This is a genomic window from Archangium sp. Cb G35, from assembly GCF_001896145.1.
Classification (GTDB): Bacteria; Myxococcota; Myxococcia; order Myxococcales; family Myxococcaceae; genus Archangium; species Archangium violaceum.
In genome coordinates, this window is record NZ_MPOI01000010.1 from 509049 (window position 1) to 532319 (window position 23271).

The following is a 23271-nucleotide window of genomic DNA, read 5'->3' on the forward strand; positions in this document are numbered from 1 at the left end:
TCCGACAGAGACCCCTCCCGGGAGGGCTGTTTACTTGCTCTCCCGCTTCATCCTATTCAAAACACAGACACTCCAGGTGGAAACCACCACACGGAATGTCTGTATTTTCTTGAATGTTGGGAGGGCCACCGAGCGCCGCTCCCACGTGAGGCCCTGAGGGGGGGCAATCCATGTCATGGGTAGCGAGGAGGCCGCGCACGGGAAGGGTGCGCGCGGGAGGGGTGTACCCACTCATCTGGGCTGTACTGGCGCTGACACTGGCCTGCCAACAGGGACTGGACGAAAACCCAGACATTCCCACGCCCATCGACAGCAGCACCGATGGGCCACCCGTCGTCGAGCCCGCGCCGCAGATACCGCCGCTGGTGCAATGCCACCGCGTGGTCACCGCCCGCGTCGTGGCGTTGGATCAGGTCTACACCTACAACCGCTTCGGTTCATACAACCCCACGGGGATGATCTACGCCCTGCTCCGGGACGTGGAGCCCATCGACCCCTCGCGTCCCGTGGGCCCGGGCAACGCGCGGCTGCGCCAGGACAAGCGCCCGCGCCCGCTCACCCTCCGCGTCAACGTGGGGGACTGTCTGCTCATCCATTTCACCAACTGGCTGGCCCCCACCCGCGAGGCCATTCCCTCTCCGGAAGACTCACAACCCGAAGTCAGCCGGGTCAGCAACGAGGACCACCGCCAGGACTCGCCCTTCACCCGCAAGGCCTCCGTGCACGTGCAGGGAATGCAATACATCAACATCGGCAGTGATGGCGCCTGGGTGGGGCGAAACCCTGGCACCCTGGTGGCCCCGGGCCAGGGCCTCAGCGTCTCGTACTACGCGGACCACGAGGGCTCCTTCTTCCTGTCCAGCAAGGGCGCCCTCATCGGCGGAGAGGGCAATGGCGGCTCGCTGGCCCAGGGCCTCTTCGGCGCCGTCAACGTGGAGCCACCGGGTGCTCGCTGGTACCGCTCCCAGGTCTCCGCCGCCGTGCTCCAGGCTGCCACCCGCCGGGACGCGCATGGCCATCCCCTCACCAATCCCGACGGCACACCCCTGCTCGACTACGAGGCCCGTGGCCCCGACGGCACGCCCCTGTTGAACATGCTCGAGCCGGACTCGCTGGAGCTCGTTCACGCGGATCTCCACGCCATCATCACCGGCTACTCCAGCACCGTCGTGGGAACGACGTCCTCGAAGGACCAGGGCCACTTCCGCGAGTTCACCGTGCTCTTCCATGACGAGCTCAAGACCGTGCAGGCCTTCGAGGAGCTGGAGACGAATCCCTCCTTCCAGGGACTCCGGGATGGGTTCGCCGTCAACTACGGCGCGTCCGGCCTGGGCGCGGAGCTGCTCGCCAACCGCGCGAGGATCGGCCCCACCAAGGACTGCGGCGAGTGCCAGTACGAGGAGTTCTTCCTCGAGTCCTGGGCCAACGGAGACCCCGCGCTCAACGTGGAGAAGGACGCCACCGGCCGCGCCGTGCGCGCCCTCTACCCGGATGACCCCTCCAACGTGGACCACAGCTACCTGGGGGACCCCGTCCGCTTCCGCAACATCCACGCCGGGCCCAAGGAGACGCACGTCTTCCACCTGCACGGCCACCAGTGGAAGGCCGCCCCGGGCGAGGAGTACTCCAGCTACCTCGACTCGCAGACCATCGGGCCGGGCTCGTCCTATACCTACGACATCAACTACGGCGGCTCCGGCAATCGCAATCTCACTCCGGGCGACGCCATCTACCACTGCCACCTCTACCCGCACTTCGCCCAGGGCATGTGGGCCCTGTGGCGCGTGCATGATGTCTTCGAGGCCGGCACCGGGGATCGCCGTCTCCCGGATGGGGAAATCACCGAGGGCACGCCCAGTCCCGCGGTCATCCCCATTCCCAAACGCGGCATGCCGCCCCTGCCCACCTACGTGGACACGGAGGTGACGGACGCCTCGGGGCTGCCAGTGGTGCGGCCCGCCTTCCCGGGCTACCCCTTCTACATCGCCGCCAGGGCGGGCCATCGCCCACCCCAGCCCCCGTTGGATCTCCTCGAGGACGGAGGCCTGCCCCGCCACCTCGTCACCCGGGCCATCGGCCCCTCCGTGCTGGGCACGCCCGACAAGCGCTTCTTCGTGGAACACACCGCGCTGGAGCTCAAGCTGCTGCCCCAGGACGGCACGCCTCCCGAGAAGAAGGCCATGTCCTTCCACGCCGGCCAGTTCCCGGGCGCCAGCCCGGCGGCGAATGGCTACGGCGACACGGTGGCCGCCTATCCCGCGTACACGGCGCTCGGCTCGCCCTCGCGCTTCCTCGTCAACGGCCGCCCGCCCTCGCCCGGCGCGCCCTACGCGGATCCCTGCCCCACGGGCGCCCCGCGGCGGGACTACCGCGCCGCCTATCTGCAGATGGATCTGCCCAACATCAACCGCGCGGGCTGGCACGACCCGCAGGCCCGCCTCATCGTCCTGGAAGACGACGTGGCCGACACCCGCTCCGGCCTGCGGCCTCCCGAGCCCTTCTTCTTCCGCGCCGAGTCCGGCGAGTGCATCAACTTCTTCGCCACCAACCTGGTCCCCAAGGCACTGGAGCAGGACGACTTCCAGATCTACACGCCCACCGACACCATCGGGCAGCACATCCACCTGGTGAAGTTCGACGTCACCTCCTCGGATGGCGCGGGCAACGGGTGGAACTACGAGGACGGCACCTTCGCCGCCCAGGAGGTGCTGGAGCGGATCGAAAAGGCCAACGTGGCCGGCGGGGCATTCTCGGCCGATGGCACCCTGAGTCCGGATGGGGCACGCGAGACGCTCACCGCCAAGGCCCACCCGCGCCTGGGAGCCTCCGGCGCGCAGACCACCGTGCAGCGCTGGTGGGCGGATCCGCTCCAGGACGCCAACGGGCGCGACCGCACCGTGGAGACCGTCTTCACGCATGATCACTTCGCGCCCTCGTCCCACCAGCAGCACGGCCTGTACGCCGCGCTCATCGTGGAGCCCAGGGGCTCGCGGTGGAGGGATCCCCGCACGGGCGTCTTCTACGGCACGCGCCCGAGCGACGGCGGCCCCACGAGCTGGCAGGCGGACATCCTCACCGCCTTCCCGGCCGACAGCTACCGGGAGTTCGCCCTGGCCATCGCGGACTTCGCGCTCACCTATGACGAGTGCGGCAAGCCGGTGAATCCGCCACCCCCCCGGGAGGCGCCCCTGCCCCTGGCCATCCTGCCCTCGCCCTTCCCCGCGCCCGAGGCCATCAGCGCCAGGGATCCGGGCACCATGGTCATCAACTACCGCAACGAGCCCATTCCCCTGCGCATCTCGGAGCGCGAGGGGTGTGGCGCCCGCTACCAGCGGCCGGACTTCCTCGGGGACATGGCCCACGTCTTCCGCTCGGACGTGCATGGGGACCCGTTCACCCCGCTGATGCGCGGCTACGTGGGAGACCGGGTCAAGCTGCGCCTCATCCAGGGCGCCCAGGAGGAGCAGCACTCCTTCACCATCCACGGCCACAAGTGGCTGCGCGAGGAGCACGACCGGGACAGCGGCTTCTCCAACGCCCAGCCGCTGGGTCTCTCCGAGCACTTCGAGTTCGCCCTGACCAACGGCCTGCCCGCCATCGGCGGCAGCTACGAGACGGCCGATTACATGTACCAGAGCGCCGCCTCGGGAGACCTCTGGAATGGCACGTGGGGCATCCTCCGCACGTACCTGCAGCCCCAGACGGGACTGATGACGCTCGCGGACGTGGCGCTGCAAGCCGCGGACGGACAGCCGCGCCCGCCTCCCGCGCCCCTGCTGGCCCTGCCTCCCGAATCCCGCCGCATGCCCCTGACACCCACGAGCGCGCCCCTTCAACCCTCGTACGTCACCGGCCCCAACGGACAGCAACAGGAGCTGCGCCGGGTGAGCGGCCCCATGGTGTACCCCCGGGAGATGTATGCCCTCGCGCCCGAGCTCGTCCGCCAGGCGGAGGCCGAGGGCCGCTTCCGGCCCCGGCCGGTGATGGTGGACTCGTGCCCGGGCACGGCCGCGGTGCGCACCTACCAGGTCTCGGCCATCGACGCCGCGACGTGGCTGCCCGGAGGCCGGCTCACCTACAACGAGGAGTACGGCCTGTACGATCCGGACGCCCTGCTCTTCGTGCGCGACGAGCACCTGGAGGACGTGCGCACCGGAAGGCGCAAGCCCGAGCCGCTCATCCTCCGCGCCCGCGCGGGCGAGTGCGTGCAGGTGACGCTCACCAACCTCCTGCCGGAGGCCCCACGCCAGACGCCCCACTGGGCCCACCACGCTCCCATCACCCCCTTCTTCAACGTCAACCAGGTGCGGCCCTCCAACCACGTCTCGCTGCACCCGCAGCTCGTCAACTACGACGTGAACACGGATGACGGCGCCAACGTGGGCCTCAACGCGCCCCAGACGATTCCACCCGGCGGCTCGTGGACGTACCGCTGGTACGCGGGAGACCTCGCCAGTCCCCCGGTCATCGGCGCACTGCCCACGGAAGGAGGACGCGCAACGCCCGTGGAGTACGGCATCGTCAACCTGCGGGACATGGCGGACGTGGTGAACCACGGCATGCATGGCTCCCTCGGGGCGCTCGTCATCGAGCCCGCTGGCGCCGTGTGGAGCACCGACGCGGACACCGAGGCCCAGGCCCGCGTGCGCTACACGGAGCCGGACGGCACCCAGCGCACGTTCCGGGAGTTCGTCCTCCTCATCCAGGACGACCTCGGCCTGCACACGGACACCGCCGCCTTCCGGGACACGGACGTGGAGCTGAACAGTGGAAGCGCACTGCGCAACCTGGCCGGCGAGGACGATGCCGAGGACACGGGCATGAAGGCGTTCAACTACCGCACCGAGCCCCTCTGGACCCGGCTCGGGGTGGCGCCCCAGACGTCGCTGGAGCAGCTCAACGACCGAGAGCAGTCCAACCTGCTGTCCTCCAGGGCCTTCGGAGACCCCGCCACGCCCGTGTTCCGGGCGCTCCGCGGAGAGGCGCTGCGCCTGCGCATCGGACAGCCCTCGGGCCATGCGCGCCAGCACGCCTTCGCGCTCCACGGCGCCGAGTGGCGCTTCAACCCCTGGGCCCGGGGAGAGCGCTCCCTCGTCTTCGGCCCCAGTCCCCTGTCTCCCATCATCTCCACCCAGGGCGGCATCTCCGTGATGCAGCACTGGAACATCGTCCCCGAGTACGGAGCGGGAGGTCTCTACGCCGTCCCGGGCGACTACCTCTACCAGGACCTCGGCAGCTTCTCGTTCACCCAGGGCCTCTGGGGCATCGTCCGCGTGGAGTAGCGCGGCCTCACACCATCGCAAGCAAAGGGGGGGATTCACATGCCGGGAAGGCCAGGATGGGCAGTGCTGCTCGTGTTGTGGATGGGTTGCCAGCCACGGAAGGAAGAGGGGCCACCCGCCCCGCTTCCCGTGGCCGCGCCAGCCCCCGTGACGATGACGAAGGCGGGGGTGTCCGTGGCCTTCGACCTTCAGGCAGGCGCGGAGGGCACGGCGCGCTTCGTGCTGAAGGATCCACGCACCGGGGCGCCCGTACGGGGAGCCCGGCTGCTCGCGTGGATGGACGCGAGGCCCGAGGGACAAGCCGCTCCCGACGACGCGGCCTGCCGGGCCCGCATCAAGACGTACCTCGGCGGCCTGCTGGCGGCGCGTGCCGAGGTGGACCTCAACTCCTTCCTGCTGCTCACCCTCAACCATGACCACACCCTGTCCGTCATCGATCCGCAGCTCTCCTTCCAGCGCACCAAGCTGAAGCACCTGGTCTCCCTGAGCGGAGCGGCCGGGGACTGGGCACTGCGTCCGGACGGAGGCGCGCTCTACGTGTCGCAGCCCACACACGGCACGGTGTCCGTGGTGGATACCCGCCGCTTCCTCGTGCAGCGCAACGTGCGGGTGGGCCAGAAACCGGGGCGGCTGGCGCTCGCTCCGGACGGGCGCTCGCTCTGGGTGGACAACGAGGGAGACGGCACCGTGTCCGTGCTCGACACCACCACGCAGGAGGTGCTGGGCACGCTGGAGGTGGGCGAGGGACAGAAGGAATTCGCCTTCGGCGAGGAGGGCCGGACGGCATGGCTCTCCAGCTCCGGGGGCGAGGAACTCGTCGCGGTGGACGTGGCCTCGCGCGAGGAACTGGGGCGCGTGACGGTGGGCACGGGCACCCGCGCGCTGGCCTACAGCGAGGTGGCCCGGGCGATCTACGTGGTGCGGGAGCAGGCCCATGAAGTCCTGGTGGTGGATGGCTCGCGGCGCGAGGTGGTGCACCGCCTCTCCGTGGCACCGGGGCCGGGCACGCTGCGCTTCGAGCCCTCGGGCCGCTGGGCCTTCGTCCTCTACCCGCACGGCGACCGGGTGGACATCCTCGACACGGCCTCCAACCGGGTGGCCCATTCGCTCACCGGATTCTCCGCCCCGGACCAGGTGACCTTCACCTCCGCCTTCGCCTACGTGCGCAACACCGGGGACGCCCGCGTGTCGCTCATCGAGCTGGCCTCGCTGGAGAAGTCCGGCACGCCCTCCGTCGTGCAGATCACCATGGGCCAGAAGAAGCCCGCGCTGGCTCGGGAGCTCGGACGCTCTTCCGCCATCGCCACGCTGCCCGAGGGCAACAGCGTCCTCGTCGCTGGAACCGCCGACCGCGCCCTCTACCTGTACTCCGAGGGCATGATGGCCCCGCGAGGCACCCACCTGAACTATGGCCGCGAGCCCCGGGCCGTCCTGGTATTGGACCGCTCGCTACGCGAGGTGGAGCCCGGCGTCTACGCGGCCCAGGTGCGCCCGCGGAAGAACGGCCCCCATGACGTCCACGTGCTGCTGGACTCGCCACGCACGCCCGTGTGCCTCACGTGGACGGTGTCCGGCGTTCCCGAGGACGCCGCCTCCGCGGGCACCGCCCCGCTCGTGCTCGAGCCCGGGTTCGATTCCTCCCGGCACCTGACCGCGAGCCAGCGCACCTCGCTGCGATTCCGGCTGACGCCCGCCGCGCATGTGAAGGATCAGCGTCCGCTGTCACCCGAGGAGCTCCAGGTGCTGATGTTCCGTCCCCCATCCGGGCGCTGGCTGGAGCGGCCCGTCCCCCGGCGCGTGGAGGACGGCGTCTTCGAGATCGATGTCTCCCCACCCGAGCCCGGCCAGTACGTGCTGCTCGTCGGCGCCGAGAGCCGGGGAGCCCCGCTCGGGGCCCTTCGCGACTTCAAGCTCGGCGTCCAGGCCGAACCCACCCTCCGCCACGTCTCCGAGGTCCAACCGTGATGCTCCCACGTCCGTGCTGCCTCGCCGTTCTCCTCACGCTGACCACCGCCGCCGCGTCCGCACAGGGCACCGTGCGCGTGCCCGCCCCACCTCCCTCCGAGTCCCTCCAGGTGCAGGTGCCCGATGTCACACTGGTGGATCAACACGGGCGCCAGGTTCGGCTGTGGTCCGACCTCGTCCGCGGGCAGGTGGTGGCCATCCACTTCATCTTCACCCGCTGCAAGACCATCTGCTCGCCCATGACCGCCACCCTGGCGCGCGTGCGGAAGGAGCTGGGTCCCAACGCGCCCGTGCGCTTCATCTCCATCACCCTGGACGTGGCCCACGACACGCCCGGGAAGCTGGCCCGCTTCGCCGAGCCCTTCTCTCCTGGACCCCGCTGGTCCTTCCTCACCGGCGAGCCCGAGCAGGTGAAGCAGGCCCTGGTAGCACTCGGCGGCTACACCCCGGACAAGGAGGCGCACCGGCCGCTCGTGCTGGTGGGCAACGCCACCGCTGGCAGGTGGGTGCGCGTGGACGGGCTCGGCTCCGCCGCCTCCATTCTCGACGCCATCCGCGAGGTGCGCGCCGCCTCCGCGCCGCCTCCCGAGCTGGAGGACGCCACCACCGCCCGGGACGCCTCCGCCGCGCGCTACTTCACCAACACCGAGCTCATCGATCAGCACGGCAAGCCCCACCGCTTCTACGAGGACCTCATCCGCGGCCGGAAGGTGCTCATCAACTTCGCCTTCACCTCCTGCAAGGGCGTGTGCTCGCCCATGACGAAGCACCTCGCCGAGGTGCAGCGCAAACTGGGCGCTCGCGTGGGCCAGGACATCACCATGATCACCCTCTCCGTGGACCCCGCCAACGACACACCGGAGAGCCTCGCCCGCTTCGCCAGGAAGTTCAGCACCGGACCCGGCTGGTACTTCCTCACTGGCGCCCGCGAGAACGTGTCCCTCGTCCTCAAGAAGCTCGGCGGCTACACCGAGGACCCCGCCGCTCACAGCTCGGTGCTGCTCATCGGCGATGCAGCCACGGGCACGTGGGTGAAGGCCCCAGCCATGTCCGCCGCCGACAACATCGTCTACGCCGTGGAGCACCTCGATGACCCACGGTAGGGCACGACGGACGGCCCTGGCGGCGCTGCTCCTCAGCCTGGGGATGCTAGGGGCGTGCCGCAAGGAGACGGCTTCTTCGGCTCCGGAGTTGGCCCGGCGAGGGCGGAGTCTCTTCCTGCGCGGAGAGAGCGCCCGAGGCGAGCCCCTCGTGGGACGGCTGGGACCCGAGCGCATCGAGCTGAGCGGGCACGTGGCCGCGTGCGCGCGCTGCCATGGCGCCTCCGGCCGGGGCAGCCTCGAAGGAGGAGTGGAGGTACCCGGCATCCACCCGGCTGCGCTCGGGCATGCCCGGGTGAACGCAGTGGGAACGGTGGACGATCGCTCCCGCCCCGCCTACGGCCGGGCCACCCTGTTGCGCGCCATCACGGAAGGCGTGTCCGCCAGCGGCCGGAAGCTCGGCGTGGCCATGCCCCGGTACGAGCTCGGCGAAGCGGAGCGGGAGGAGCTGCTCGCCTATCTGGAACGGCTCGGAGAAGCACCGGATCCTGGCATCTCCCCCACCTCCCTCACCCTCGGTGCCGTCCTGCCTCTGAGTGGTGAACGTGAAGCACTGGGACGCGAGGTGGAAGCGGTACTGCACGCGGCCTTCGCGGAGGTGAACGCCGAGGGAGGCGTCTTCCGGCGCCGGTTGGAGCTGGTGGTGGAGGACGAGACGGCCCCGGATGCCACCGCGAAGCTGCTCGAGCGCGGCGTGTTCGCACTGGTGGGAGGCCCGAGCACGACGTCCTCCGCCTCGGAGGCGCTGCTCCGGCGCGAGGACATCCCGGTCCTGCTGCCCCTCACCTCCAGCGGAGGGGATGGGGAAGGCTCCCCCTTCTTCCTGTATCCGGAGGAGTCCCAGCAGGCGCGGCTGGTGGTGCAGCACCTGACGCGCACCGACGAGGAGAACGTGCTGCGCCGGCACCCGCTATGGGTGGTACGGCCGGAGGACGAGTCAGGCCGCGCATGGGCTCGGGCGGCGCGCGAGGAAGCCCTGCGGCGCGAGCTGCCCGCTCCGGTGGAATCATCGGCATTGCCCGGCGGGAGCGAGCCACCACCGGCAATCCTCTACACCGGGCCTGCCTCCGGGTTGAAGGAGCTGCTCCAGCAGATGGAGGCACGGGGCCTGGAGGTTCCGGTGTTCGCTCCCGCGAGCATCGCCGGGTCCTCCACGGTGGCAGGGGCGAGCCGCCACGTGCGGTTCATCTACCCACCGGGCCTGGACAGCGACGAGGAGCGGCGCCGGGTGCTCTCGGCCTTCCTCGGGCGCCATGGGCTGCGTCCAGGCCACGAGGCGCTCCAGCGCCACGCCTACGCCGCGGCACGGGTGCTGGTGGAAGCACTCCGGCGGGCGGGCTCGGACGTGACACGCGCGGAGCTGGTGCACGTGCTGGAGTCGATGCGTGACTTCGACACGGGGGTGACCCCGCCGGTGACGTTCGGGGTGGACAGGCGCGTGGGTGTCCGGGGCGCTCAGCTCGTGCGGGTGGAGCCGATGGGTGGCCAGCTCCAGGCCGCGTCGCCCTGGATTCCCCTGTCCCCCTAAGCCATCGGAACAACGTCCTTTCAGGGGAGAGAGAGTCCGCCTTCCGGGCGCGCTCTTCACGAACTTGTCCAACAGTTGGACAAGTCTGGCGAGACCGTGCCCGGAGGGGTCCCTCCTGCTTTCGAGCTGAGGACTGACCCCTGAACGGACTTACTTCGGCTGGCTTAGCGGCTCAGACCTTGCCGGCCGAGGCGAACCGCAGCAGGGCCTCGGCGGCACGGACAGCGCCGCCTCCCTCACGCACGGCGCCCTGGAACTCCGCGACGCGCTCGCGCCAGACGGGCTCGGTGTCCAGCCGTTCCACCAGCTCGCGCAGCCGCTTCGGGTCCGTGAGGCCCTCGGTGATGGAGAGCCCCAGCCCGAGCTCCACCCACTTGCCGGTGGACAGCACCACCTGCCAGCGCGAGCCACCAAAGGCCTCGAAGCAGGCGCGGAAGAAGTCGGGCCGCCGGTTGAGCGGCGTCGTCCCGAGCGAGATGAGCAGCGTGGGCTGTCCCTCGAGCCGCTGCACGGGGAAGTCGCCCACGTCCTCCTCGCGGGGCAGGCCGGTGGGACCGACGAAGAGGAAACGCGAGTCATAGTTGTCCGCGTCCGGCTGGAGACGCCGGGGCACGGGAACGAGGTTGAGGGCCTCATTCGCGGAGAACATGTTGGTGGGGAACAGGCGGGGCAGCCCATAGCGGCGGTGGATGCGCTCGCCGCTCCACAGCATGGCCGCGAGGGAGCGGACCAAGGCGAGAGGAGGAGGCCCGCGCATCGACTCCGCGATGCGTTTCCCGAGCGGTGATTGCGGACCGACCGCGTAGGACGTGCTGAAGGTGGCCGAGGGCAGACGCAACACACCGGCCACGACACGGCCCCAGACGCACATCGGATCATAGACGATGCAGTCAGCGGCCTCGGCGCGCACGGGCTCCAGCAGCGCGGGGGGCGTAGCGCATGCCATCGGCGAGGAACCGGAACATCACGGGCATCATGTCCTTGAAGGACGCCGGGGAGCCTTGCTTCGCCAGGTTGCTGGCGCCCTCCCGCTCATCCAGGTTGAGCGACGCATCCACGGGCCGAAACGTGGCGCCCACGCGCCGCACGGAGGAGGCGTACTCATCGGTCAGGTAGTAGGTCACCTCCGTGCCCCGGGCGATGAGCTCGCGCGCGATGGGCAGCGATGGGGTGACGTGGCCCTGGGCGGGCATGAGGAAGAAGAGGAACTTCATGCGAGGCCCCTCCCAGAGGCCGCGAGGGCGCAATGTAACGGGCATCCGCCGCCATCGGGATTGATTACGCTCGCGGCATGTCCGAGGCCCCAATCTCCTTCGTCGGCACGTATCGCGACGCCCTCATGGTGTCGCCGCATGCCTTGCGCTCCCTGGACCCGACAGACACGCTGGCGGAGTGGCTGGGAGCGCAGGACTCCTATTCGGAACGACTCTCATGGGATGCGGGCGGCATCAGGGCGGCTCGAGACCTGTGAAACGCCGCCACGCCCTGGCCATATTGGGAGCAGTCCTCCTGCTGCTGTTGGAGTGGGTTTCCTTCCCATTCCTGTTCGGCGGCTCAAGCTCCCTCGTGCAATACGTCTTCTATGCACCCGCGGTGCTGGGTGAGCGGTTCCTGCTCTTCGCGAGGAACAACCTGGGATGGCCGGTGGCCTCCGGATTCAGAACTCCCTTGAGCGACGAATGGAGCCTGGCCCTGCTCCTCTTCAACTGGTTTTGCTACGCGGCCCTGGGATTCCTCGCCGGGCTGAAGTTGGGCGGCGTACTCTGGAAGGAGCGTTGAGGATTTGCCTCAGTGGGCGCGCGGACCCGTGGGCGTCTTCTGGAGCGTCCCGGAGCGCCGCAGCTCACGGATGGAGTCCATGATGGAGCGGCACTCGCTGTCCGAGTTGTAGAAGTGCGGCGAGATGCGGATGCCTCCGTTGGGCCGCCAGTCCACCACGAAGCCCTGCGCGATGAGGCGTTGGCACGCGTCCTCGCTGCCCTCGAAGTCCAAACACACCGTGTTGCCCCGCCGGTGCGGCGCGCGAGGCGTGTTCACCTTCAGCCCCTGCTCGTCCGCCAGCGCCATCAACAGCGACGTCTGCCGCAGTGACTTCTCGCGGATGGCGGCCACGCCCACCTCGCGGATGATCTCATAGCCCGCACGCGCCGCGTGCAGCGAGGGCACTGACGGTGAGCCCCCCATGAAGCGGTGCGCATCCGCCGCGTACTCCACATCGCCGAAGTGGAAGTCGAACGGGTGCGCGTCCGAGAACCACCCCGTCATCCTCGGCTTGAAGTCCGGGATGATCTCCTGGCGCGCGTAGAGGTACGCCGCGCCCGGGCCGCCGCACAGCCACTTCACGCTCCCGCCCACCAGGAAGTCCACCCCGAGCGCCCGCACGTCGATGGGCACCGCGCCCGTGGCCTGGTAGCAGTCGAGGATGACCAGCGCGCCGTGCCGGTGCGCCTTCTCGATGACCGGCTTCACGTCCACCAGCCCCGAGGAGCGGAACAGCACCAGGTCCAGCGACACCACCAGCGTCTCGTCATCGATGGCGGCGAGCAGGTCCTCCGTCTCGATGTTCAGCCCCCCGTCGCGGCTCTTCACCGCATGGATGCGGGCACCGTTCCTGCGCTGGGCCATCCAGTTGTAGACGACCGAGGGGAAGTTCAGCTCGGAGAGCACCACCTTGTTGCGCCGGCCCGAGAAGGACAGCCCCGAGATGAGCACGGAGATGAGCGTGCTCACGTTCTGGTGCATCGTCATGGTGCCCGGCGGCGCGTTGAGGATGGAGCCGAGCAGGTCCGCCGTCTGCGCCACCATGGGCAGCCACGAGTGCCACGCCACCACGCCCTCGGTGTCCCAGAGGTCCGCGTAGTCGTTGAGGTACTGGCGCGCCTTGCGGGGCATCGCGCCCAGCGAGTTGTTGATGAGGTAGCCGGACTTGCGCTCGAGGATGGGGAACTCCGAGCGCCACTTCAGCAACGAATCGGTCTGGGCGGGAGGCATGCCACTGACCAACACATCCCACGCCCGGGGTCCTTTCCGCTGTGGACCCCGGGATTTCCCTCCGAAGAGGACTACCGGCCCGACGAGCGGGCGGCCTTGCGGCCCGGGCGCGCCGCGGACTTTTTCGCGGGAGCCGGCTCCCGGTCCCACGTGCCGGAGCGGCCGCCGGACTTGTGGTCCAGCTGCACCTGCTCCATCACCATGCCCCGGTCCACGCTCTTGCACATGTCGTAGACCGTGAGGGCCGAGGCACACGCCGCGGTGAGAGCCTCCATCTCCACGCCCGTGCGGTCCACCGTGCGCACCGTCACGCGGATCTCCAGCGCGTCCTTCTGGGGCTGGAGCTCCACCTCCACCCCGGAGAGCGCGATGGGGTGGCACAGGGGAACGATGTCCGGGGTCCGCTTGGCCGCCATCACTCCGGCCAGACGGGCAGCCGCCAGGACGTCTCCCTTCTCCACCTTCCCCTGAAGAATCCGCTCCAGCGTCGCGGGAAGCATGCGCAGCCGGGCGGTGGCCACGGCCACGCGCTCGGTCTTCTCCTTCCCACCCACGTCCACCATCTTCACCGTTTCATCGCCTCCGACACCGCGGCGAGCAGGTCGTCCGCGATGTCATCCGGGTCTTCCAGTCCCACCGAGACGCGGATCAGGCTCTCGCCGATGCCGGCCGCCTGCCGCTCCTCGGGCGTCATCCGCCGCGCGCTCGCGCTCGCCGCGTGCATCACCAGCGTGCACACGTCTCCGAGCGACGGCGCCGCCCTCGCCAGCTTCACCGCCTCCAGGAAGCGGAAGCAGTCCGGCCGGCCCGCGCCCTTGATGTCGAACGCCACCATGCCGCCGAAGCCGCCCTCCAGCACCTGCTTCGCCACCGCGTGGTCCGGGTGGCCTGGCAGGCCCGGGTAGTGCACGCGCTCGATGAGCGGGGACTCGGAGAGCCGCTTCGCCACGTGGGCCGCGTGCTCGCAGTGGGCCTTCATGCGGATGGGCAGCGTGCGCACCCCGCGCAGGGTGAGCCACGCCTCGAAGGGCCCCAGCACCTCACCACCCAGCAGGCGCGCGGCCCGCAGCGGCGCCAGCTTCTCGCGGGTACCGCTCACCGAGCCGCCCAGCGCGTCGCTGTGCCCGTTGAGCCACTTCGTCGTGGACTGGATGGCGTAGTCCGCCCCCAGCTCGCACGCCCGCTGCCCGTACGGAGAGGGGAAGGTGGCATCCACCGCCAGCGCCGCTCCCACCTCCCGGCTCGCCCGCGCCAGCGCCCGGATGTCCGGCACGCGCAGCAGCGGGTTGGTGACGCTCTCGGCCAGCACCAGCTTGGGACGCAGCGCGACGATGCGCTCGGGCGCCGCCGCGTCGGTGAGCATGAGCGCCTCGATGCGCACCCCGGCCCGCGCCGCCAGGTTCTTGTAGAGCGACCGGGTGACGCCGTAGCCGTCCGACGACATCACCACCACGTCGCCGGCTTTCAGGTTCTGCGCCTCGAAGACGGCCTTGAGGGCGGCCATGCCACTCGCGTAGGCCACGCTGGCCTCCGCCCCCTCCAGCGCCGCCACCGCCTCCTCCAGCAGCGCCGCGTTGGGCGCGGCGATGCGCGAGTAGACGTAGTCCTTCCCGTCCAGCGCCTCGTCCAGCTCGTCGCTGCTGTCGAAGAAGCTCACCGCCGACACGTGGATGGGGGGCACCACGGGCTGGGACTTGCTGCCCTTCAGCTGCGAGCCCGCGTGCACCGCCACCGTCTTCCGCTTCGTGCTCATCAATCTCTCCCGAGAGCCGTGCCGCGCGGGCCTACTCGCCGTGCTCGATGAGCCAGCGCTCGGCGTCGATGGCCGCCATGCAGCCCGTGCCCGCGGCGGTAATCGCCTGCCGGTAGTAGCTGTCCTGCACGTCGCCACAAGCGAACACGCCTTCGATGTTGGTCCGGGTGCTGCCCGCCACCGTCTTCAGGTAGCCGCCCTGGTGCGTCTCCAGCACGCCCTGGAACAGGCCCGTGTTGGGCGTGTGGCCAATGGCCACGAACAGGCCCGTGGCCATCACCAGCTTCGTGTCGTTCGTCTTCAGGTTGCGCACCACCGCGCCCGTCATCCCCTTGTTGTCGCCCATCACCTCGTCGATGGCGCTGTCCCACAGGAAGGAGATCTTCGGGTTCTTCAGGGCCCGCTCCTGCATCACCTTCGAGGCGCGCAAGGAGTCGCGCCGGTGCACCACGGTGACGCTCTTGACGATCTTCGCCAGGTAGGTGGCCTCCTCCATGGCCGTGTCGCCGCCGCCCACCACCAGCACGTCCTGGTTCTTGAAGAAGGCGCCGTCACACGTGGCGCAGGCGGACACACCCCGGTTCTTGTAGGTGTCCTCGCCCTTCACCCCCAGCCACTTCGCCGTCGCTCCCGTGGCGATGATGATCGTCTCCGAGTAGCAGCTCTCGCTCTCGCCCTGGATGAAGAAGGGGCGCTTGGAGAGGTCCAGCTTCACCACGTTCTCCATGTGGATGACGGTGCCGAAGCGCTCGGCCTGCTTCTGGAAGCGCTCCATCATTTCCGGGCCCGTAATACCTTCGGGGAATCCGGGGTAGTTCTCCACGTCCGTGGTCACCATGAGCTGGCCGCCCGGCACGCGCTGGGGGTCGTCCAGGGTGGGGCCACCCGCGAACATGACGGGCTGCAGGTTGGCGCGCGCGGCGTAGATGGCCGCGGTGTAGCCCGCGGGCCCCGAGCCGATGATGGTCACCTTGTTGATCTTCTCCGCCACGGGTCGTCGCTCCTGTGTTTCCGTGAAATTGGGGCGCCACCGTACCAGAGCCCCCTCGGGTCGTGGTACGAAGCAGCGCCACAATGGATGCCTCGATCCTCCAGAAGGTTGCGCTCTTCGAGGGACTCACCCAGAGCCAGTTGCTCCGGGTGGCCGCGATTGCCCGTCCCCGGGGCCATGAGGCAGGCGCCTGCCTGTTCCGCGAGGGGGAGACCGGCCGGGACATGTTCATCATCCTGGAAGGCAAGGTGCGCATCTCCCAGCAGGTGCCCGGCATGGGCGAGGAGGCGCTCGCCATCCTGGAAAAGGGCCAGTATTTCGGGGAGATGTCCGTCATCGAGGACATCCCCCGCTCGGCCGACGCCTACGCCCACACCTCGTGCACCCTGTGGGTCATCGAGCGCGAACAGTTGGACCATCTGATGTTCACGGATAAGGACCTGGCCTACGTCCTGCTGTGGAGTTTCGTCCGCACACTGTCGGTGCGTCTGCGCGAGACGAACGAGAAGATGAAGACGTTCCTGGCGCTGTCGCGTTTCTGACGCGCCGCCCCAGCCCCGCCGGTACGCCAGCCGCCCGGTGGCATGGAAACCGGGCGGGGTAACGGAGGACCCTTCACGGGCACCCCCACTCTCCGTGAGCCCCGGATACACTGGGCCCGGGCGGCTGTTCGAGCCCCCGAGCCCCCATGATTCCACCCCCCTTCCCGCCCGATGAGGCCAGGCGCCTCGAGGCCTTGCGGCGCCTGGGCCTGCTGGACACCCCGGCCGAGGAGCGCTTCGACCGCATCGTCCGCATGGCCGCGCGGACGTTCCGAGTCCCCATCACCCTCGTGTCCCTGGTGGATGGCTCGCGGCAGTGGTTCAAGGCCCGGGTCGGCCTGGACGCGGCCTCCACGGCGCGCAGCCTCTCCTTCTGCGGCCACGCCATCCTCACCCCCCACACCTTCGTGGTGCGCGACGCGCTCGAGGACCAGCGCTTCGCCGACAACCCGCTCGTCACCGGCGAGCCCCACGTGCGCTTCTACGCGGGCCAACCCCTCCACGCCCCGGACGGCAGTCCCGTGGGGACGCTCTGCCTCATCGACCGCCGGGCGCGCGACTTCAGCGCCGAGGAGCGTCAGCAGTTGGAGGACCTGGCCTCGTGGGTGGAGCTGGAGCTCAACGCGCTCACCGTCCAGGAGGCGCGCACTGCACTGGCGCAGCAAGAGCGCTTCTTCGCGCTGTCCGTGGACATGCTCTGCATCGCCGGACTGGATGGCACCTTCCGGCAGCTGAGCCGGGCCTGGACGCGGACGCTCGGCTACTCCGAGCAGACGCTGCGCGCCACGCCCCTGCTGGAACTGGTGCACGCGGAGGACCGGGCCTCCACCGCCGAGTGGCTGGCGCGGGGAGCCCGGGGCGAGCTCCTCCCCTGCTTCGAGCACCGCTGCCGCGGCCAGGACGGCTCCTGGCACTGGCTCCAGTGGAACGCCACCGTCAACCCGGAGGAGGGCATCTTCTACGGCGTGGCGCGCGACGTCACCGAGCAGAAGCGCCTGGAGGCCGAGCGCCGCCAGATGGAGCGGATGAAGAGCGAGTTCGTCTCCACCGTCAGCCACGAGCTGCGCACTCCCCTCACCTCCATCCGCGGCTCCCTCGGCCTGCTCGAAGGCGGCATCCTCGGCGAGCTCCCCTCCCAGGCTCAGGACATGGTGCGCATCGCCCGCACCAACACCGAGCGCCTCATCCGCCTCATCAACGACATCCTCGACCTCGAGAAGATGGAGTCCGGCAAGCTGGATTTCCACCTGGAGCCACTGGAGCTGGGCGCGCTGCTCTCCCAGGCCGTCGAGGCCCACCAGGGGTACGCGAGGGAGTGCGGTGCCCATCTGGAGCTGGTGGTGGAGGCACCCGGGGCCCGGGTCATGGCGGATGGGGACCGCTTCCTCCAGGTGCTGGCCAACCTGCTGTCCAACGCGCTCAAGTTCTCCCCACGCGGAGAGCGCGTGACGCTGCGGCTGGAGCGGGTGGGCGCGCGGCTGCGCGTGAGCGTGGAGGACCGGGGGCCGGGCATCCCCGAGTCCTTCCGGGCCCGCCTCTTCGAGAAGTTCGCCCAGGCGGACGGCTCCGACAGCCGGCGCAAGGGAGGCACCGGGCTGGGGCTCTCCATCGCGCGGGCGCTGGCGGAGCGGATGGGCGGCACGCTGGACTTCGTCACCGCCGAGGGGACCGGCACCACCTTCCAGGTGGAGCTGCCCGAGTACACGGAGGCGGGCGCTCCCGTCGCATCCATCCCGCTCCCGCTGGAGCCAGCCACACGGGCCGGGCCCCGGGCCACGCGCCCCCGCGTCCTGCACGTGGAGGCGGACGAGGACAACCGCCGCGTGGTGGCCAACGTGCTGCGGGACGTGGCGGACGTGGTCCCCGCGAGCGGCCTGGCCGAGGCCGAGTCCGCGCTGCGCTCCGGGCCCTTCCCGCTCGTCATCGCCGAGCCCGTGCTGCCCGAAGGGGGGCCGCTGCCGCTGGCCCCGCTGCTCGCCGCCGCCCCGGTGGTGCTCTTCTCCGTGCGCGAGGCGGAGCCGGAGCTGGCCCGCCAGGTCTCCGCCGTGCTGGTGAAGTCCCGCACCTCCAATGAGGAGCTGCGCTCCGCCGTGCTCCGCCTGCTGTGCTCCGCCCATCCCCCGCCTCCGGGAGGTTTCCCATGACGATTCGCAAGGTGCTGCTCGTGGACGACGAGGACGACATCCGCACCATCGGCCAGCTGAGCCTCGGCCGCGTGGGCGGCTGGCAGACGGTGCTCGCCGCCTCGGGCGCCGAGGCCGTGGCCAAGGCCGCCGCCGAGCAGCCGGACCTCATCCTCCTGGACGTGATGATGCCGGGCATGGACGGGCCCACCACCCTGGGCCAGCTGCGCGCCCAGCCCTCCACCGCGAAAACGCCCGTCATCTTCATGACGGCCAAGATCCAGAAGCAGGAGGTAGCGCGCTACCTGGAGCTGGGGGCCGTGGGCGTCATCGGCAAGCCGTTCGATCCGATGACCCTGCCCGCTGAAATCAAGAAGCTGCTGCCGTCCACCTGAGGCCCCGTGAAGACCCGTCTCTCCAAACGCTCCGTGGTGCTCGCCGCGGGGGCACTCGCGCTCCTGAGCGTGCTCTTCGCCCTGGGCCGCCCGATGCGGGCCGACGAGCATGACAGCTACCGCACCCGGCTGCGCCAGCTCCGCGTCCAGAGCGCCGAGCTGGAACAGAATCTCCTGCGCGCCCACATGGGCCTGGCCCGGACCCATGACGAGCCACGAGGGGAGCTCGCCGCGCTGCGCAAGCGGGCGGAGGAGCTGCGCGCCGCCCCGTCGTTCCTGACGGAGCGGGAGCGGAAGACGCTGAACGCCGTGCTGGACGACTACCTGCGCGCGCTCGCGGACGAGGAGGCCCTGCTGGTGCGCTTCCAGGCGCAACAGGGACCCGAGGCCGAGGCCACGCTCCGGCAGATGCTGGACAGCCCCGCCAGCCCCGAGGCCGAGCGGCTCATCACCACCTACCTCCAGCTGTACGAGGGGGCGCTGGCGCGCGCCGAGCGCTTCCGCATCACCCTCTTCGCCATCTCGCTGCTGCTCGTCGCCTTCGTGCTGGCGGTGCTGGTGCGCCTGGCGCGTACGGGAGCGGCGCTCGACGCGCTCAACGCGCAACTGGAGGCCCGCGTGGAGGAGCGCACCGCCGCCCTCTCCACCGCCAACGCGGAGCTGCGCGAGAGCGAGGCCCGCAAGGCGGCCATCCTGGAGAGCTCGCTCGACGGCATCATCTCCCTGGACGAGGCGGGCCGCATCCTGGAGTTCAACCCCGCCGCGGAGCACATCTTCCAGCTGCCTCGGGCGCAGGCGCTGGGCCGGGACTTCGTCTCCCTGGCCCTGGCCGCCACCGTGAAGACCGAGCAACGCGGCGTGGTGGCCCGCGCGCTCCGGGCCGATGCCACCCCGGGCCGCGCCACCCGCCTGGAGCTGCAGGGCCTGCGCGCGGATGGCGGCACCTTCCCCGCCGAGCTCACCCTCCTGCGCGTGCGCAGTGACGGCGCCGCGCGCTTCACGTCCTACGTGCGGGACATCACCGAGCGCCGCGAGGTGGAGCGGCTGAAGAACGAGTTCATCTCCACCGTCAGCCACGAGCTGCGCACGCCCCTCACCTCCATCCGCGGCTCCCTCGGCCTGCTTGAGGGCGGCATCCTCGGCGAGCTCCCCTCCCAGGCCCAGGACATGGTGCGCATCGCCCGCACCAACACCGAGCGCCTCATCCGCCTCATCAACGACATCCTCGACCTCGAGAAGATGGAGTCCGGCAAGCTGGAGCTGAAGCTCCAGTCGGTGGAGACGGCCGAGGTCATCGAGGCCACCTTCAGCGGAGTGCAGGGCATGGCGGACGCGGCGCGGGTGCGCCTGCACGCCGAGGCGGCGGGGGCGGGCCCGGTGCGGGCGGACCGGGATCGGCTCATCCAGGTGCTCACCAACCTCGTCTCCAACGCCATCAAGTTCTCCCCTCCGGACAGCCAGGTGGAGGTGCGGGCCGCCCGGGACGCGCGCGGCCAGGTGCGCTTCTCCGTGGTGGACCAGGGGCCGGGGATTCCCCTGGATCAACGCGCCCGGCTCTTCGGCAAGTTCCAGCAGTTGGACAGCTCGGACACGCGCACCAAGGGAGGCACCGGCCTGGGTCTGGCCATCTCCCAGGCCATCGTCGAGCAGCACGGCGGCCGCATCGAGGTGCACAGCGAGCCGGGCCACGGCGCCACCTTCACCTTCTCGCTGGCGGCACTGCGCATGGGCTCCGGCCCCAGCTCCGTGGTGATGGACGAGTCGCGCTACACCATCCTCGTGGTGACGACGGACTCGGAGCTGTCCGGCCTGCTGCGCGGCCTGCTCACCCACGAGGGCTACCGCGTGCTGCGCAGCCCCACCGTGGCGGAGGCGGAGAAGCTCATCGAGGTGGGCGCGCCGGACATGCTGGTGCTGGACGCGCAGGGCCTGGACGGCAGCGGGCTGGAGCTGGTCCGCAAGCTGCGCGAGGAGCCGCGCACCCGTGAGCTGCCGGTGTTGATGCTGTCGGGGCGCTCGTCGCAGCAGGAGGGCGTCGTCCAGCCGCTGCTGGTGGACTGGATGGAGAAGCCCTTCGAGGAGAAGCGCTTCCTGCTGTCGCTGCGCCACGCCATCCGCCGGCCGGGCCAGGCACGGGTGCTCATCGTGGACGACGACGTGAGCACGCGGCAGGTGCTGCGCGCCCAGCTGGAGCGGCTCGGGGTGGCCTGCTACGAGGCCGAGGACGGCGAGGGCGCGGTGGCCCTGGCCCGCACCACGCCGCCGGATCTCATCGTCCTGGACGTGGGCCTGCCCCGGTTGGATGGCTTCGAGGTGGTGGACATCCTCCGCCAGGGCAAGGGCCGCGGCACGCCGCTCATCGTCTTCACCGGGCGCGAGCTGTCGAGCGGGGACCAGAACCAGCTCACGCTGGGCATCACCCGCCACCTCACCAAGGCGCGCACGTCCGAGGACGAGCTGCTCGTCTCCGTGAAGGAGCTGCTCAACGGACTGCTGGCCCAGAAGGATGGCGGCGTGGAGCCGCGCAAGGAGGCTTCATGAGCCGGGGAACCATTCTCTTCCTCGAGGATGATCAGGATCTGCAGTCGCTCGTCTCCGCGTACCTGCGCGAGCGGGGTTATGAGGTGGAGGCGGCCCGCACCGTGAAGGAGGCACGCACGGTGCTCGCCTGCCTCCGGGTGGATGCCGCCGTGGTGGATGGCCTGCTGCCGGGGATGATGGGGACGGACTTCATCCAGGAGGTGCGCCAGCAACACCCCGCGCTGCCCATCCTCTTCGCCTCGGCCTTCTGGAAGGACCTCAAGAGCCACGACCACCTCACGCGGCAGCTCAAGGTGTCGCGCGTGCTGCACAAGCCCTACAAGCCCCAGGAGCTGCTCCTCTGGGTGGAGCAGATGCTGGCGGCGAGGCCCCCTCCCCCGCCCCCGGAGGCACTGGCCGAGGGCCAGGACTCCGCCGAGGACCTGGACGTCACCTTCCGGGCGCTGTGCGCCGAGTACGGTGCGCGCTTGGAGGAGAAGATGCGGGAGCTGGCGGGGGCGATGGAGCGGGCGCGGGCCGGGAGCACCGAGGGGATGGACGCGGCGTACCAGCTCACTCACAAGCTGCATGGGACGGCGGGCTCCTACGGCTTCCACGCGGTGAGCGGCGCGGCGCGGCACCTGGAGGAGTTGCTGAAGCCGGCCCGGGACGGCAAGGCGCCCCCGGACTGGAGGGCCCTGGAGGCGGCACGGCAGGCGCTGGCCACGGCGGCCCGGAACGCCGCACCGGGCAGCACGCCGTCCCCGGCCCCGGTGGCCGCACCCGCGAAGAGCTCGGCCGTGGAGGTGGAGCCGCGAGGCACGGTGCTGGTGGTGGACGACGACGCGGCGTGGCTGGCCGAGGTGGAGCGGATGGGGAAGGACCGGCTGGTGCGCGTGGTGACGGCGCGCGGCGCGGACGAGGCGGTGAAGGTGGCCCGGCAGCAGCGGCTGGATGGAGCGCTGGTGCACGTGGACCTGGGCGGCAAGGAGGGAGGCTTCACCGTGGCGGAGCGGCTGCGCGCCGTGGAGGACTCGCGGGCGCTGCCGCTGGCCTTCTTCGGCGCGGGGGGAGATGTCACCTACCGCATGGCGGCGATCCTCGCTGGCGCGTCGCTCTACCTGCCGCGGCCCTTCTCCCCGATGGACCTGTCGGAGGCGGTGGAGCGGATGGTGGCCACCCAGCGTCCGGAGCGCGCGCGGGTGCTGGTGCTGGACGATGACCCGGAAGCGGTGCGTGCCCTCAGTGTGGCGCTGACGAGCCCGCAGGTGGAGGTGGTGGGCCTGGGAGACTCGTACCGGCTGGTGGACGCGCTGGCCGAGCACCGGCCGGACCTCCTGCTGCTGGACGTGGAGATGCCAGGGCCGAGCGGCTTCGACCTGTGCCGCATCGTGCGCTCCATGCCCGAGTGGCAGACGCTGCCGGTGATCTTCATCACCGCGCACACGGGGGTGGACTTCCGGGTGGCGGCCTTCCAGGCGGGAGCGGACGACTACCTGGCCAAGCCGGTGCTGCGCGAGGAGCTGCGGGCCCGGGTGCAGTCGCGGCTGGAGCGGGCGCGGCTGGCGCGCGAGCGGGCCGAGCGCGATGCCCTCACGGGCCTGCTGCTGCGCCGTCCCTTCCTGGAAGGACTGCGCGCGCGGCTGGCCGAGGCGCAACGGACGGGCAGGACCCTGGCGCTGGGCATCCTGGACGTGGACCGCTTCAAGAAGGTGAACGACACCCACGGGCACCTGGCGGGAGACCGGGTGCTGATGCAGATGGGGCGGCTGCTGTCCTCGCGCTTCCGCCGGGAGGACCTGCAGTGCCGGTGGGGCGGCGAGGAGTTCGTGGTGGCCCTGATGGGGGCGCAGGCGGAGGGGGCACGGGACATCCTGGCGCGGATGGCGGCGGAGCTGGCCCAGGCCGACTTCGAGGGGGACAAGGGCGAGCACTTCCGGGTCACCTTCAGCGCGGGGCTCGCGGTGGCGCCCCAGGACGGCACGGACGTGGAGGCGCTGCTGCGCGCGGCGGACGAGCGGCTGTACCGGGCCAAGTCCCAGGGTGGCAACCGCATCGAGCGCTGAGCCGGCCCGGGCACG

Annotated in this window: 17 protein-coding genes; 11 read left to right on the plus strand and 6 right to left on the minus strand. The window is 70.4% G+C overall.

Translation table 11 applies throughout. The features are described 5' to 3' along the window. The first annotated feature begins 221 nt into the window (after positions 1 to 221). The 4 genes from BO221_RS30450 to BO221_RS30465 all read left to right on the plus strand — a co-directional run bounded on the left by BO221_RS30450 (position 222) and on the right by BO221_RS30465 (position 9875). Complete coding sequence (locus BO221_RS30450; RefSeq protein WP_233166313.1) at positions 222 to 5282, plus strand: multicopper oxidase domain-containing protein; 5061 nt, start codon at positions 222 to 224, stop codon at positions 5280 to 5282. A gap of 63 nt (positions 5283 to 5345) precedes the next feature. After that, the gene (locus BO221_RS30455) at positions 5346 to 7247 is read left to right on the plus strand and encodes a YncE family protein (RefSeq protein ID WP_143195773.1); all 1902 of its coding nucleotides are present in this window, start codon (positions 5346 to 5348) and stop codon (positions 7245 to 7247) included. Continuing rightward, entirely contained in the window at positions 7247 to 8350 is a 1104-nt protein-coding gene (locus BO221_RS30460) for an SCO family protein (protein ID WP_073564326.1), read from the plus strand. Before BO221_RS30455 ends, BO221_RS30460 begins: the two co-directional genes overlap by 1 nt. After that, positions 8337 to 9875 (plus strand): ABC transporter substrate-binding protein, encoded by a 1539-nt coding sequence (locus tag BO221_RS30465; RefSeq protein WP_233166314.1) that lies wholly within the window; start codon positions 8337 to 8339, stop codon positions 9873 to 9875. The genes BO221_RS30460 and BO221_RS30465 overlap by 14 nt, the downstream gene beginning before the upstream one ends. Positions 9876 to 10047: 172 nt before the next feature. Here BO221_RS30465 and BO221_RS30470 read toward each other — a convergent pair whose 3' ends face one another. Beyond that, on the minus strand, positions 10048 to 10821 hold the full coding sequence (locus BO221_RS30470; RefSeq protein WP_073564327.1) for a hypothetical protein: 774 nt from the start codon (positions 10819 to 10821) through the stop codon (positions 10048 to 10050). Next, on the minus strand, positions 10766 to 11089 hold the full coding sequence (locus tag BO221_RS30475; protein ID WP_073564328.1) for a hypothetical protein: 324 nt from the start codon (positions 11087 to 11089) through the stop codon (positions 10766 to 10768). The genes BO221_RS30470 and BO221_RS30475 overlap by 56 nt, the downstream gene beginning before the upstream one ends. A gap of 77 nt (positions 11090 to 11166) precedes the next feature. Between BO221_RS30475 and BO221_RS30480 the strand changes: the two genes are divergently transcribed. Next, on the plus strand, positions 11167 to 11346 hold the full coding sequence (locus BO221_RS30480) for a hypothetical protein (protein WP_073564329.1): 180 nt from the start codon (positions 11167 to 11169) through the stop codon (positions 11344 to 11346). A gap of 95 nt (positions 11347 to 11441) precedes the next feature. Continuing rightward, positions 11442 to 11654 carry a hypothetical protein gene (locus BO221_RS30485; RefSeq protein ID WP_233166315.1) on the plus strand — a complete coding sequence of 71 codons (213 nt, stop codon included), beginning with the start codon at positions 11442 to 11444 and terminating at the stop codon, positions 11652 to 11654. A gap of 9 nt (positions 11655 to 11663) precedes the next feature. Here BO221_RS30485 and BO221_RS30490 read toward each other — a convergent pair whose 3' ends face one another. The 4 genes from BO221_RS30490 to trxB all read right to left on the minus strand — a co-directional run bounded on the left by BO221_RS30490 (position 11664) and on the right by trxB (position 15610). After that, positions 11664 to 12866 (minus strand): aminotransferase class V-fold PLP-dependent enzyme, encoded by a 1203-nt coding sequence (locus BO221_RS30490; protein ID WP_073564331.1) that lies wholly within the window; start codon positions 12864 to 12866, stop codon positions 11664 to 11666. Positions 12867 to 12937: 71 nt separating this feature from the next. Further along, on the minus strand, positions 12938 to 13435 hold the full coding sequence (gene moaC / locus BO221_RS30495; protein WP_073564332.1) for a cyclic pyranopterin monophosphate synthase MoaC: 498 nt from the start codon (positions 13433 to 13435) through the stop codon (positions 12938 to 12940). Continuing rightward, positions 13432 to 14619, minus strand: coding sequence for a PLP-dependent aspartate aminotransferase family protein (locus BO221_RS30500; protein WP_073564333.1), 1188 nt, complete (start codon positions 14617 to 14619; stop codon positions 13432 to 13434). Before BO221_RS30500 ends, moaC begins: the two co-directional genes overlap by 4 nt. Positions 14620 to 14650: 31 nt before the next feature. Continuing rightward, complete coding sequence (trxB, locus tag BO221_RS30505) at positions 14651 to 15610, minus strand: thioredoxin-disulfide reductase (protein WP_073564334.1); 960 nt, start codon at positions 15608 to 15610, stop codon at positions 14651 to 14653. Between the two features lie 83 nt (positions 15611 to 15693). On the opposite strand from trxB, the gene BO221_RS30510 reads away from it, so the two are divergent. From BO221_RS30510 to BO221_RS30530, 5 genes are all read left to right on the plus strand, one after another. Next, the gene (locus BO221_RS30510) at positions 15694 to 16152 is read left to right on the plus strand and encodes a cyclic nucleotide-binding domain-containing protein (RefSeq protein ID WP_073564335.1); all 459 of its coding nucleotides are present in this window, start codon (positions 15694 to 15696) and stop codon (positions 16150 to 16152) included. 146 nt (positions 16153 to 16298) lie between these two features. Then, the gene (locus BO221_RS30515; RefSeq protein ID WP_073564336.1) at positions 16299 to 18296 is read left to right on the plus strand and encodes an ATP-binding protein; all 1998 of its coding nucleotides are present in this window, start codon (positions 16299 to 16301) and stop codon (positions 18294 to 18296) included. Next, positions 18293 to 18670 (plus strand): response regulator, encoded by a 378-nt coding sequence (locus BO221_RS30520; protein WP_043398923.1) that lies wholly within the window; start codon positions 18293 to 18295, stop codon positions 18668 to 18670. The genes BO221_RS30515 and BO221_RS30520 overlap by 4 nt, the downstream gene beginning before the upstream one ends. A 6-nt stretch (positions 18671 to 18676) precedes the next feature. Beyond that, on the plus strand, positions 18677 to 21211 hold the full coding sequence (locus BO221_RS30525) for an ATP-binding protein (RefSeq protein ID WP_073564337.1): 2535 nt from the start codon (positions 18677 to 18679) through the stop codon (positions 21209 to 21211). Next, on the plus strand, positions 21208 to 23256 hold the full coding sequence (locus BO221_RS30530; protein WP_073564338.1) for a response regulator: 2049 nt from the start codon (positions 21208 to 21210) through the stop codon (positions 23254 to 23256). The genes BO221_RS30525 and BO221_RS30530 overlap by 4 nt, the downstream gene beginning before the upstream one ends. Positions 23257 to 23271: the final 15 nt, after the last annotated feature.